Below are 12209 nucleotides of genomic sequence, written 5' to 3'. Positions count from 1 at the left end.
GAGGAGAATAAGTGTCGCCGCGTGCTTTCAACATCGGGGTAGGGAGGAGGAGAGCCCCGATGTGTCATGTCCCGGCTATCAGGGCCGGTATTTGGGGCGGCAGCATCAGGGAGGAGGAGAGATGCCGCCGCCGCCGAAATGCAGGTCCAAAGGGAGGAGGACGGACCTGATCTTGTTAAACTGTTGTGCGCTTACTGCGCGGTGTAATCCGCAGCGGCCTGCAGGGCCAGTTGACGGATCATCGAGCGTTGCAGGCCCAGATCGGCCAGTTCGCGGTTCGACAGGCCTGACAGCTCGTTGAGTGTCTGGCGGTACAGGCGATAGCGAACAAAACGTGTTTTTACTGCTTCAAACAGTGCCACCAGCCCGGTTGCCGGTGCATTGCCAAGCGCGGAGTGGTTGGTTGCGACTGCCATTTTCAATGCCTCTGACTTGATCGTTTGCCGAAGTGTTTCGGCGTTTGCTTGAGGATGAAAATAGGCAAATGCTGCAGATGCACAATAGCGGGCGTCGTCAATGCCGCTATGCAGCAAATGCATAGATATCAAATTGTTGGGGCAGTCGCGCCCAAGGGCGGCGGGTGCCGTAGGGTCACCTTTGGGGCTTCGGCGGGTGTGCTTTTGGGTGAAGCTGTCCGGCGCATGGGCGTGATGGAGGAATGGAAATGGTGTCCAGGCCGATCGTTCGGCACATGCACATTCACATGTTAAGAGGCCCTTGCATTCCGGATGGGAATTCATGGGCTGCCGGTGTTCTTGCGATGTGTGTGGGGTAATTGCGCCATCCGACACGGTTGATTCGAGGCGGTGTTCGGCAAAATACCGATTTTTCGCCAACCGAAGTAGGAGAATTTCAAATTTCCTGGGAAATCATGGGACAATTTGGGCTGAGCAAATTCCGTGGATATGTTGTGTTCAGTCGACCAAGAGTGTCTATTTATGGTATCTACTGGTGAAGTTTATGTTGATTTTTCGCGTGTGGATTGCGTCCGGAATACGTCAGTGCTCAAAAAACTTGTTGATTTCCATGATTTCCCATGTCATCCCTAATACATCCGATGAGGACGAGGCAGATGGGGCACCAAACGACCCCGACCAAAAACAATCAGGTTTCATACAGGCATCTCGCTTTCATCACTTAACAGATCCGGCGCGCGGGCGAGCAGACATCCCCCCAGGTGGCGCGCGCAGCTGGACATCCCCGCACAGCGGGCGAATGCGGCGGGTTGATCAGTGGCAGCAGATCAACCCGCCGTTTTTCATCAGGGGGGAACGTAAAGATCAAGTGGGGCGCAAGCGAAAGGGACAGTCGTCTTGGCGCGCAGGTTCAGAGGTGAAAGCCACCACAAGGTGGATACGAAGGGCAGGGTTTCGATCCCGGCCTCGTTTCGCCGTGTGCTAGAGGCTTCGGACCCCAACTGGCAACCTGGAGATACCCCCGAATTGGTGATTGTCTACGGGGATCACCGCCGCAAGTTCCTTGAATGTTATACAATGCAGGCGATCGACGAGGTCGACGAAAAGATTAATGCACTGCCGCGCGGGTCGATGCAGCGCAAGATGCTGCAGCGTATGTTCCATGGCCAGTCCTTCCCGACAACGGTCGACGAAACCGGGCGTCTGGTCCTGCCGGCCAAGCTGCGCAACAAGATCGGGCTTGAGAACGAGGCCTTCTTTATCGCCGCCGGCGACACGTTCCAGATCTGGAAGCCCGAAACCTACGAGACCGAAGAACTGGCCGCGGCCGAAGACTGGCTGGACGATCAGCCCGAGGACTTCGATCCTCTGGAGTTCCTAGACGGCGTCGGGGACGCGTAACGGCATGGCCGGCGCCGGGTCCCCTTCCGACAAACCCCATATCCCCGTTTTGCTGCGTCCTTTGCTGGCCGCCGTTGCGCCCGTCTCGGGCGTTTGGCTGGACGGAACCTTTGGTGCGGGCGGGTACACGCGTGCGCTGCTCGAGGCTGGCGCCGACAAGGTTATCGGTGTCGATCGCGATCCTCTGGCTTTTGAGATGGCAGCCGGATGGGCAGGTGACTACGGCGACCGACTGGTGATGCAGCGCGGCGTTTTCTCGCAACTGGATGAATACGCTCAGGATCTGGACGGTGTCGTGCTGGATCTTGGTGTTTCGTCCATGCAACTGGATCAGGCCGAGCGTGGATTTTCGTTCATGAAGGACGGTCCACTGGACATGCGGATGAGTCAGGATGGCGAAAGCGCAGCCGATCTGGTGAACACCGCAACCGAGGCGCAACTGGCCGACATCCTGTTTCACTATGGCGAAGAACGCGCCAGCCGCCGCATCGCCAAAGCGATTGCACGGGCGCGGACGGATGCGCCTATCACAACGACCCTGCGGCTGGTTGAAATCATCGAATCCTGCCTGCCGCGCCCGAAACCGGGGCAGTCGCACCCGGCGACCCGCAGCTTTCAGGGGCTGCGCATTGCCGTGAACGCCGAATACGAGGAACTGTTTCAGGGCCTCATGGCCGCCGAACGCGCGCTGAAACCGGGCGGGCAACTGGCCGTTGTGACGTTCCATTCCATCGAGGACCGGATGGTCAAGCGGTTCTTCCAGGCGCGCGCAGGGAAAACGGGCCGCGCCAATCGCTATGCGCCCGAGATGGAACAGGAACAGCCGCAATTCACCCTGAAAACCCGCAAAGCCGTCGGCCCGGATGATCAGGAATTGCAGGAAAACCCGCGCGCACGCTCGGCCAAGCTGCGTGTGGCTGTGCGAACCGAGGCGCCTGCAGGGGAAATTGACGCCCGTGCAATCGGCATGCCGCAACTGGGGGGAAGGGCAAGATGAAGAGTGTTCTGTATGTGTTGACTGCTCTGTCCGTGTTCGGACTGGCGTTGTGGGCCTATCAGGAGAATTACCGCACCCAGCAGGTGCTGAAGGAAACGCAGGGTCTGCAACGTGAAATTGGCATGGCGCAGGTTCGGCTGGCCGTGCTGAACGCCGAATGGGCCTATCTGAACCGACCTGACCGGCTGCGCGAACTGGCGGATTTGAACTTTGAACGGCTTGGTCTGCTGCCGCTGCGGGCCGAGCAGTTCGGGCGCGCCGACCAGATCGCCTATGCCGAAGACCCCGACCTGCCGATCGTTGATCCGATCGAACTGCAGGCCATCACAAGCATTCAGGCGCTGGGCGAGGTACAGTTTCCATGACCCGCACGCCTCTGCGCCCACTGGCGCGCATCCTTGACGCCCGCGCCCGGGGCGAAAACCCCAAGGCCATCGAGCGCGAGAACATTCGCCAACGTCACGAGAGCATGAAAGACCGCGCCCGCGCCCGTGCCGAAGGGCGTCTTCTGGTGCTTGGCCTGTTCTTCTTTTGCGCTTTTTCGGTCGTTGGCGTGCGGATGGGAATGCTTGCCACGTCCGAAGCGCAGGAGCCACTGGCCAGCGCCCCCGGTGCGGCCATCGCCATGCAGCGCGCCAATATTGTCGACCGCGACGGGCGCATTCTGGCGACCAATCTGGACACTTATTCGGTCTATGCCCAGCCCCCGCTGATGATCGACCCGGTTGCCGCCGCCGATCAGCTTGTGGCCATCTTCCCCGATCTCGACAAGGATCGTCTGGTCAAGGATTTCACCGGCAACCGCAAGTTTCTGTGGATCAAGAAACGTATCTCACCCGAGCAAAAGCAGGCGGTGCATGACATCGGCGACCCCGGCATCCTGTTCGGCCCGCGCGAGATGCGGTTGTATCCGAACGGCAGGCTGGCCGCGCATATCCTCGGTGGGTCGGGGTTTGGTCGCGAAGGCGTCAGCGCGGCTGAGGTGATTGGCGTTGCCGGTGTCGAAAAACAGTTTGACGAGTATCTGCGCGATCCGGCCAACGGAAACAAGCCGCTGCAACTGTCGCTGGACCTGACCGTTCAGGCCGCGGTCGAACAGGTGCTTTACGGTGGCATGAAGATCATGAATGCCAAAGGTGCTTCGGCTGTTCTGATGAATGCCCACACGGGCGAGGTGATTTCGGCGGCCTCCCTGCCGTCCTTTGATCCCAATGACCGTCCGCGCCCGCCGACTTCGGGGTTTGATCCCTCGGACAGCCCGCTGTTCAACCGTTATGTTCAGGGCGTCTACGAACTGGGATCGGTCTTCAAGATATTCACCGCCGCGCAGGCAGTACAGCTTGGGCTGGTGAATTCAAACACCATCATCGACACCTCGGGTCCGATGAAGATCGGGCGCTTTCCGATTGGTGAATTCAACGGCAAGAACTACGGCAAGATCAGCGTGGCGGACGTGATCGTCCACAGTTCGAACCGGGGCACCGGGCGTCTGGCCCTGCAAATTGGCGCACAGCGGCAACAGGATTTCCTTGAATCGCTGGGCATGTTCGAACCCACCCCGTTCGAAATTGTCGAGGCCGCAGGTGGCGCGCCCCTGAAACCCAAGAAATGGGGCGAATTGAGCACCGTGACCATCTCATACGGACATGGCCTGTCGACCAGCCCCATGCATCTGGCGGCCGGGTATGCGTCGATCGCCAATGGCGGCCACTATGTCAGCCCCACGATCCTGCGAAAGAACGGTCCGCAATACGGGCCCCGTGTGCTGTCGGAAAATGCGGCGCAGCAGGCCCAGAAAATGTTGCGCAAGGTCGTGACGGACGGGACCGCCAGCTTTGGTGAAGTTGCAGGCTATGATGTCGCGGGCAAAACCGGCACCGCCGACAAGCCAAAACCTCGCGGGGGCTACTATGACGACAAGGTCATCGCCACCTTTGCGACGATCTTCCCGGCCTACGACCCGAAATACGTTCTGATCGTCACGCTTGATGAGCCGTCGATCGTGGCCTATGGCGAAAAACGCCGCACGGCAGGCTGGACGGCCGTTCCGGTGGCTGCAGAACTGATCGGCCGGGTCGCACCCTTGCTGGGCCTCAGACCCCGGCTTGAGCCTGAGGCGCGCGCTGCTATAACGCTGACCTCGAACTAGGCCGTCGGACAAGAGGTGGGTCATGGGCGCAAGGTCAAAGAAACTAAGCCAACTGGCCCTGACCGCGCGGGGCGGCGCGAATCCCGACATCACCGGTCTGGCGGTTGACAGCCGCGAGGTCAAAGACGGCTTTCTCTTCGCAGCTCTTCCCGGGACACGCGTTCATGGGGGCGAATTCATCCAGTTCGCCCTGCGCATGGGAGCCGCCGCCATACTGACCGATGCCAGAGGCGCGGAGATCGCGTCCAGCGAACTGGCTGCATCGGACGCGGCTCTGATTGTTGTCGAAGATCCGCGTCAGGCGCTGGCAGGCGCGGCAGCCTTGTGGTTCGGCGCGCAGCCGCAAACCATCGTGGCCGTCACCGGGACCAACGGCAAAACCTCGGTTGCCACGTTTGTCCGCCAGATCTGGACCGAGCTTGGCCACGCCGCCGTGAACCTCGGCACCACCGGTGTCGAAGGCGCATGGACTGCGCCGCTGGCCCACACCACGCCGGAACCTATCACCTTGCATCGCTGTCTGGCGGCGGCAGCGGGAGATGGCGTGACCCACGCCGCGATGGAGGCGTCCTCGCACGGGCTCGAGCAGCGCCGCCTGGACGGTGTGCACCTGGCGGCCGCCGGATTCTCGAACTTCACGCAGGATCATCTGGATTACCACGAAACGTTCGAGGCGTATTTTGCCGCCAAAATGGGCCTGTTCGACCGGGTTCTTCCGCAGGATGGAACGGCCGTCGTCAATCTGAGCGATCCCAAGGGCGCCCAGGTGCGCCGAATTGCCGAACAGCGCGGTCAGACGGTCCTGACAGTCGGGCTCGGCGATGCGGACCTTTGCCTGATGAACCAGCGCTTTGACGCGACCGGGCAGGATTTGCGGTTTTCGTGGCAGGGCAAAACGCATCTGACCCGCCTGAACCTGATCGGGGGGTTTCAGGCCGAAAACGTACTGCTGGCCGCCGGGCTGGTCATCGCGGCCGGGGATGAACCCGAGCGTGTGTTCGAAACCCTGCCGTACCTAACAACGGTTCGCGGGCGGATGCAGCTTGCCGCAACCCGCGAAAACGGGGCTGCGGTCTTTGTCGATTACGCCCACACGCCTGACGCGGTCGCCACGGCGCTGAAAGCGATGCGCCCGCATGTCATGGGTCGCCTGATCGCCATCGTCGGCGCGGGCGGGGACCGGGATGCCACCAAGCGCCCGCTGATGGGCAGGGCTGCGGCTGATCACGCTGACATCGTCTTTGTCACCGACGACAATCCGCGCAGCGAAGATCCGGCCACCATCCGTGCCGCCGTCATGGATGGCGCGCCGGAAGCCACCGAAGTGGGTGACCGCGCCGAAGCCATCCTGCGTGGCATCGACGCGCTGCAACCGGGTGACGCACTGCTGATTGCGGGCAAAGGGCACGAGACGGGCCAGATTGTCGGCGATCAGGTTTTGCCGTTCGACGATGCGGAACAGGCCAGTATCGCCGTGGCCGCACTGGACGGGAGGGTGGCATGACGCTCTGGACAGCGGCTGAGGCTGCCGCGGCAACCGGCGGGCGTGCGACCTCTGACTGGGAAGCAAACGGCGTGTCCATCGACACCCGCACCATCCAGCCGGGCGATCTGTTTGTCGCACTGAAGGCCGCGCGTGACGGGCACGACTTTGTGGCGCAGGCGCTTGAGAAGGGCGCAGGCGCAGCGCTGGTCTCGCGTATTCCGGATGGCGTGCCAGACGACGCGCCGTTGCTGATCGTCGACGATGTTCAGGCGGGGCTCGAAGCGCTGGGGCAGGCCGCACGCGCCCGGACAAACGCGAAAATTGTCGGCGTGACCGGCAGTGTCGGCAAGACCTCGACCAAGGAAATGCTTGCTACGATTCTGGAAACGCAAGGCAGGACCCATGCCAGCGTCGCCAGTTACAACAACCACTGGGGAGTGCCGTTGACGCTGGCCCGGATGCCGCGCGACACCGAATTCGCGGTGATCGAGATCGGCATGAACCACCCGGGCGAGATTGCACCGCTGGCGCGGCAGGCGAAGCCACATGTGGCGCTGGTGACGACTGTGGCGGCGGTTCACCTCGAAGCCTTCGAGTCGGTAGCTGCTATCGCCCGGGAAAAGGCTGCGATTTTTGAGGGACTGACCGAAGGCGGCGCAGCCATCGTCAATGCGGACATCGAACACGCGCACATCCTGCGGGAATGTGCGCAGAAGCTCGGCCTGAAAACGGTCGAGTTTGGCCGCGAGGCGCAGGATTTCGTTCTGGAAGGTGCGGCACAGGAGGTCGATTCGGTTTCCGCGGCGGCAATGGTGGGCGGCAAAACGATCCGTTTTGGCGTCAGGTCCGCTGGTCTGCATTTTGCCATGAACGCATTGGGCGCATTGGCAGCTTGTGTCGAAATTGGCGTGGACCTTGATCAGGCGATCGCTGGACTGGGGCAATGGTCGCCGGTCAAAGGGCGTGGTGTGCGCGAGCACGTCACATTGGCAGAAGGCGGCAAAATCGAACTGCTCGACGACAGCTATAACGCCAACCCCACCTCGATGGAGGCGGCGCTGAATGTACTGGCCGCGTCGCGCGGCTCCCGCCGGATCGCATTTCTGGGCGATATGAAGGAGTTGGGCGCGCAGGAAATCGCCATGCACGCCGGTATGGCTGACCTGTTGGCCATGGGCGAGATCGATCAGGTCCATTGTATCGGCCCACTGATGCAGTCGTTGCATCAGGCGTTGCCCGCAGAAAAACGGGGATTGTGGTTTGAGACCAGCGCCGAGATGGCCGACCGCCTGCCGGAACTGGTCCGGGATGGAGACACCGTTCTAGCCAAGGGCTCGCTGAGCATGGCGCTGGCCCGTATTGTTGACGGTTTGCGCAAAATGGGGCAAGTGGGCGCGCCCGGGTCATGAGCGTTTGCCCCCGTGACCACCGCGTGAGAAAGGTATCGCTATGTTGTATTGGCTGACCGGCCTGTCGGACGGAGGAGATTTCTGGAACCTCTTCCGGTATATCACTTTCCGTGCGGGCGGTGCCTTCATGACGGCGCTGATCTTCGGCTTCCTGTTCGGCAAACCGCTGATCAACGTGCTGCGCCGCAAGCAGGGCAAAGGTCAGCCGATCCGCGATGATGGCCCAGAGGGGCATTTTTCCAAGGCCGGAACGCCCACGATGGGTGGGTTGCTGATCGTTGGGGCGCTGGTGACATCGACGCTGATCTGGGCGCGATGGGATAACCCGTATGTCTGGATGGTACTGTTCGTAACCCTGGCTTATGCGGCCATAGGCTTTGCCGACGATTATGCCAAAGTGTCCAAGCAGAACACACAAGGCGTGTCCGGCCGAATGCGCATGGCGCTGGGCATCATCATTGCAGCCCTGGCGGCGCTTTGGGCGACGTTGAATCACCCCGAAATGCTGCAAAGCCAGCTGGCATTGCCGATCTTCAAGGACACGCTGATCAATCTGGGCATCTTTTATATTCCCTTCTCGATCGTGGTGATTGTCGGGGCCGCCAATGCGGTGAACCTGACCGATGGTCTGGACGGTCTGGCGATCATGCCCGCGATGATTGCGGCTTCGACGCTGGGCATCATCGCCTACGCAGTGGGGCGGGTCGACTTCACCGAGTATCTGGATGTGCATTACGTGCCAGGCACAGGTGAGATTTTCATCTTCACCTCGGCGCTCTTTGGGGCGGGGCTTGGGTTCCTGTGGTACAACGCACCGCCTGCCGCCGTGTTCATGGGTGACACCGGATCCCTGGCCTTGGGCGGGGCGCTGGGCGCAATTGCCGTGGCCACCAAACACGAGCTGGTACTGGCCGTTGTCGGCGGGCTGTTCGTGGTCGAGGCGCTGAGCGTGATCATTCAGGTGCTGTATTTCAAACGCACAGGCCGCCGCGTGTTCCTGATGGCGCCGATCCATCACCATTACGAGAAAAAGGGCTGGGCGGAACCCACCATCGTCATCCGCTTCTGGATCATCTCGCTGATCCTGGCGATGATCGGTCTGGCGACGCTCAAGGTCCGCTAACGCTCCCGCCAGGTTCGGCGGACCTGCGGTCCGCCTGCCACCTGTTGGGCCCGGCTCGCGCTGCCGCGCGAGCCTTTCCGGACCCTTGCCTTCGGTCAGGTCTTCTGCGCAGTGTGGCGGCCAATCGAAGGTCGTAGGAAGGGTGGCGGCATGATCCCGGTCAAAGGGTGTTCAGGGCAGAAAGTTGCGGTTCTGGGGCTGGGCCGGTCCGGTCTGACCACGGCGCGTGCGCTGCGGGCGGGTGGGGCCGATGCGATCTGCTGGGATGACAACCCGACGGCGCGTGACATAGCGTCAGGCGAAGGGTTCACCTGTGCCGATCTGCGGCGTCATGGGGCCTTCGATGACATCGCCACTCTGATCGTCTCCCCCGGCATTCCGCATCTCTATCCCGAACCCAACCCGGTCGTGGCGGCCGCGCTTGAGGCCGGTGTGCCGGTCGACAACGATATCGGCCTGTTCTTCCGGTCATTCGCGGATCAGACATGGAACAACTTTGACACCCCGCCACGTGTGATCGCCGTAACCGGGTCGAACGGCAAATCCACCACCGCAGCACTGATTCACCACATCCTGACCGAGGCCGGACGCGAGGCGCAGCTGGCCGGGAATATCGGACGCGGAGTGCTGGATATTGATCCCGGCGGTGATGGTTCGGTCGTGGTGCTTGAGCTTTCCAGCTATCAGACCGAACTTGCCCGTGCGCTGACGCCGGATGTGGCTGTGTTCACCAACCTCTCGCCCGACCATCTGGACCGCCATGGCGGCATGGGCGGGTATTTCGCCGCCAAGCGTCGCCTGTTTGCCGAAGGCGGACCGGATCGCGCGGTCATCGGCGTGGATGAGGCCGAAGGCGCGTTTCTGGCCGGTCAGATGTCCGAAGGCCCTGCCGACGACCGCGTCATCCGGGTATCGGTTGCGCGCAAGCTGACCGGGCCGGGCTGGCAGGTTTTTGCCCGCAAGGGGTTTCTTTCGGAGTACCGCAAGGGGCGCCAGGCCGGATCAATCGACCTGCGTGGGATCAAGGGACTGCCAGGGGCGCATAACCACCAGAACGCCTGCGCCGCATATGCTGCCTGCCGGTCAGTGGGGCTTGCGCCAAAAATGATCGAGCAGGCCCTGCACAGCTATCCCGGCCTGCCGCATCGCAGCCAGATCATCGCCGAAGCAAACGATGTGACCTATGTGAACGATTCCAAGGCGACCAATGTGGACAGCGCGGTAAAGGCGCTGAGCGCGTTCCGCAACATCCGCTGGATCTGTGGGGGGCTGGAAAAGGACGGCGGCCTGTCCGGCCTGAACGAGGTGAAGGACCAGGTCCGCAAAGCCTACGTGATCGGGCGCGAGGCCGCAGGATTCGCCATGCAGCTTGAGGTCGAGACCGAAATCTGCACCACGATGGCCATGGCGGTCGAGCGCGCGATGCAGGACGCGCAGCCGGGTGAAACGGTATTGCTGGCTCCGGCAGCGGCCAGTTTCGACCAGTACGACAATTTCGAGCAGCGCGGAGATGACTTCACCGCGCAGGTGCGCCTACGGCTGGACTGAGCCGCGTTTGCAATAGACCGCCGGTTCGGGCAGGCTTGGACCCTGCCTGCTTGAAGACTGTCCCCGGCGGTATTACCTGCGGGTAAATCAATACGAGGTCACGAAAATGTTCAATCGCAAGTCACTTCTGGTCGTTCCCGCCCTTGTTCTGGTGGGGGGCTGCGCCAACTCCGGTGCCAATTACCAACCGGTCATCGATGGCCCTGTGGGTCCGAACTACAATTCGGATCTGGCGCAATGCCAGCAGCTGGCGGCGTCGCAGGCCAGCGTTGACGGCTCGACCGCCGGCAACGCGGCGATCGGCGCAGCGGGTGCTGCCGCCACGACCGCCATCATTCAGGACAGCAGTTCCAACCTGGGCAGGGCCGCCGCCGCCGGCGCGGTGATCGGTGCGGGCGCGGATGTCATCGCGAAAAACCAGAACAAGGAAGTTATCGTGCGCAACTGCATGCGCGGACGCGGGTACAACGTCGTCGGCTAACGCCCCGCGATTGCAGTTCCGGCGGCGTAGCCCGAAGACCACGCCCATTGGAAGTTGTAACCGCCCAGCCAGCCGGTGACATCCACCGCTTCGCCAATCGCATAGAGGCCGGGGACATCCCTGGCCTCCATCGTTCTGGACGACAGGTCGTCGGTGTCAATTCCGCCCAGCGTGACCTCGGCAGTGCGATAGCCTTCCGTGCCGGAAGGCGTCAGTTGCCAGTCGGACAGGGACGCGATCAGGTCGTTCAGCGCGGCATCGGACTGATCCGCCAGATTGCCCTGCATCGGGATGTACTGTTTCAGGTAATCCACCAATCGCGCGGGAAGGTGGCGCGCCAGCTCCGTGGTCAGAGCCTTGCGGCCACCGCTTTGCCGCTGGTCCCGCAGCATGTCGAACAGTGGCAGATCCGGGATCAGGTTCACTCTGATCGTCTCATCTTCGCGCCAATAGGACGACAATTGCAGCACCGATGGTCCGCTGAGGCCGCGATGGGTGAACAACAGCGCCTCGTCAAAACTGGTCCGCGCGTTTGACAACCGTGCGGGCAGGGACACGCCAGACAGGTCCCGGAACTTGCCGTCCGAAAAGGTAAAAGGCACCAGCGCCGCCTGCGTTTCCGTCAGCCTTAGCCCGAACTGCCGGGCAAGGTCATAGGCCAGCCCGGTCGCACCCATCTTGGGGATCGACTTGCCACCCGTGGCCAGCACCAGATTGGCGCAGGTCAGGCTCAGGCGTTTACCTTCACGCTCGACATCCAGTGCAAAGCCGCCTTCGGCCTTGCGCAGGTCCTTCAGTTCGGTTCGGATCCAAAGTTCGGCCCCCGCACGCTGCATCTCGTCCAGCAGCATCTGAATGATCTGCTTTGACGACCCGTCGCAGAACAGCTGACCCAGAGTTTTTTCATGCCAGGCGATGCCGTGGCGGTTTACCAGATCGATAAAATCCCACTGCGTATATCGCGCCAGCGCCGATTTGCAGAAATGGGGGTTTCGCGACAGGAAGTTCTGCGGCCCGGCATACATGTTGGTAAAGTTGCAGCGCCCACCACCCGAGATGCGGATTTTCTCACCGGGCGCCTTGGCATGATCGACCACGAGAACACGCCCGCCACAGTGGGCAGCGCACATCATGCCGGCGGCTCCGGCACCAAGGATGATCGTGTCAAAGGTCATGTGCAAGCGCATGGCCCGGTTTTC

The 12209-nt window shown here is 61.8% G+C and carries 11 protein-coding genes; 9 read left to right on the top strand and 2 right to left on the bottom strand.

Annotation, left to right across the window (positions count from 1 at the left end; translation table 11 throughout):
- Positions 1 to 191: 191 nt before the first annotated feature.
- The gene (locus tag AC2FIR_RS12700) at positions 192 to 416 is read right to left on the bottom strand and encodes a DUF1127 domain-containing protein (protein WP_170615206.1); all 225 of its coding nucleotides are present in this window, start codon (positions 414 to 416) and stop codon (positions 192 to 194) included.
- 897 nt (positions 417 to 1313) lie between these two features.
- Between AC2FIR_RS12700 and mraZ the strand changes: the two genes are divergently transcribed.
- From mraZ to AC2FIR_RS12655, 9 genes are all read left to right on the top strand, one after another.
- The gene (gene mraZ, locus AC2FIR_RS12695) at positions 1314 to 1817 is read left to right on the top strand and encodes a division/cell wall cluster transcriptional repressor MraZ (protein WP_170677960.1); all 504 of its coding nucleotides are present in this window, start codon (positions 1314 to 1316) and stop codon (positions 1815 to 1817) included.
- A 4-nt stretch (positions 1818 to 1821) separates the two neighbouring features.
- Positions 1822 to 2814 carry a 16S rRNA (cytosine(1402)-N(4))-methyltransferase RsmH gene (gene rsmH, locus AC2FIR_RS12690; RefSeq protein ID WP_496746045.1) on the top strand — a complete coding sequence of 331 codons (993 nt, stop codon included), beginning with the start codon at positions 1822 to 1824 and terminating at the stop codon, positions 2812 to 2814.
- On the top strand, positions 2811 to 3179 hold the full coding sequence (gene ftsL / locus AC2FIR_RS12685) for a cell division protein FtsL (RefSeq protein ID WP_170615212.1): 369 nt from the start codon (positions 2811 to 2813) through the stop codon (positions 3177 to 3179). Before rsmH ends, ftsL begins: the two co-directional genes overlap by 4 nt.
- Positions 3176 to 4963 (top strand): peptidoglycan D,D-transpeptidase FtsI family protein, encoded by a 1788-nt coding sequence (locus AC2FIR_RS12680; protein WP_480908050.1) that lies wholly within the window; start codon positions 3176 to 3178, stop codon positions 4961 to 4963. The genes ftsL and AC2FIR_RS12680 overlap by 4 nt, the downstream gene beginning before the upstream one ends.
- A gap of 22 nt (positions 4964 to 4985) precedes the next feature.
- A complete protein-coding gene (locus AC2FIR_RS12675; protein ID WP_496746048.1) occupies positions 4986 to 6467 on the top strand; it encodes a UDP-N-acetylmuramoyl-L-alanyl-D-glutamate--2,6-diaminopimelate ligase in 1482 nt (493 codons plus the stop codon).
- Positions 6464 to 7858 carry a UDP-N-acetylmuramoyl-tripeptide--D-alanyl-D-alanine ligase gene (locus AC2FIR_RS12670; protein ID WP_496746050.1) on the top strand — a complete coding sequence of 465 codons (1395 nt, stop codon included), beginning with the start codon at positions 6464 to 6466 and terminating at the stop codon, positions 7856 to 7858. Before AC2FIR_RS12675 ends, AC2FIR_RS12670 begins: the two co-directional genes overlap by 4 nt.
- A 40-nt stretch (positions 7859 to 7898) precedes the next feature.
- Entirely contained in the window at positions 7899 to 8981 is a 1083-nt protein-coding gene (gene mraY / locus AC2FIR_RS12665; RefSeq protein ID WP_170615220.1) for a phospho-N-acetylmuramoyl-pentapeptide-transferase, read from the top strand.
- 150 nt (positions 8982 to 9131) lie between these two features.
- Positions 9132 to 10529, top strand: coding sequence for a UDP-N-acetylmuramoyl-L-alanine--D-glutamate ligase (gene murD, locus AC2FIR_RS12660; RefSeq protein ID WP_480441397.1), 1398 nt, complete (start codon positions 9132 to 9134; stop codon positions 10527 to 10529).
- 106 nt (positions 10530 to 10635) lie between these two features.
- Entirely contained in the window at positions 10636 to 11010 is a 375-nt protein-coding gene (locus AC2FIR_RS12655) for a glycine zipper family protein (protein ID WP_496746052.1), read from the top strand.
- Here the strand turns inward: AC2FIR_RS12655 and AC2FIR_RS12650 are convergent.
- Positions 11007 to 12185 (bottom strand): BaiN/RdsA family NAD(P)/FAD-dependent oxidoreductase, encoded by a 1179-nt coding sequence (locus tag AC2FIR_RS12650; protein WP_496746177.1) that lies wholly within the window; start codon positions 12183 to 12185, stop codon positions 11007 to 11009. The genes AC2FIR_RS12655 and AC2FIR_RS12650 overlap by 4 nt on opposite strands.
- Positions 12186 to 12209: the final 24 nt, after the last annotated feature.

It is taken from the genome of Ruegeria sp. CDSB136, assembly GCF_059610965.1.
This window is presented reverse-complemented; position numbering and strand designations above follow the sequence as displayed.

Excerpts from the sequence above, each read along its gene's own strand:
- AC2FIR_RS12680 (WP_480908050.1), top strand. The coding sequence starts at position 3,176 with ATGACCCGCACGCCTCTGCGCCCACTGGCGCGCATCCTTGACGCCCGC.
- rsmH (WP_496746045.1), top strand. The coding sequence starts at position 1,822 with ATGGCCGGCGCCGGGTCCCCTTCCGACAAACCCCATATCCCCGTTTTG.
- AC2FIR_RS12670 (WP_496746050.1), top strand. The coding sequence starts at position 6,464 with ATGACGCTCTGGACAGCGGCTGAGGCTGCCGCGGCAACCGGCGGGCGT.
- murD (WP_480441397.1), top strand. The coding sequence starts at position 9,132 with ATGATCCCGGTCAAAGGGTGTTCAGGGCAGAAAGTTGCGGTTCTGGGG.
- AC2FIR_RS12675 (WP_496746048.1), top strand. The coding sequence starts at position 4,986 with ATGGGCGCAAGGTCAAAGAAACTAAGCCAACTGGCCCTGACCGCGCGG.
- AC2FIR_RS12700 (WP_170615206.1), bottom strand. The coding sequence starts at position 416 with ATGGCAGTCGCAACCAACCACTCCGCGCTTGGCAATGCACCGGCAACC.
- AC2FIR_RS12655 (WP_496746052.1), top strand. The coding sequence starts at position 10,636 with ATGTTCAATCGCAAGTCACTTCTGGTCGTTCCCGCCCTTGTTCTGGTG.
- mraY (WP_170615220.1), top strand. The coding sequence starts at position 7,899 with ATGTTGTATTGGCTGACCGGCCTGTCGGACGGAGGAGATTTCTGGAAC.
- AC2FIR_RS12650 (WP_496746177.1), bottom strand. The coding sequence starts at position 12,185 with ATGACCTTTGACACGATCATCCTTGGTGCCGGAGCCGCCGGCATGATG.
- ftsL (WP_170615212.1), top strand. The coding sequence starts at position 2,811 with ATGAAGAGTGTTCTGTATGTGTTGACTGCTCTGTCCGTGTTCGGACTG.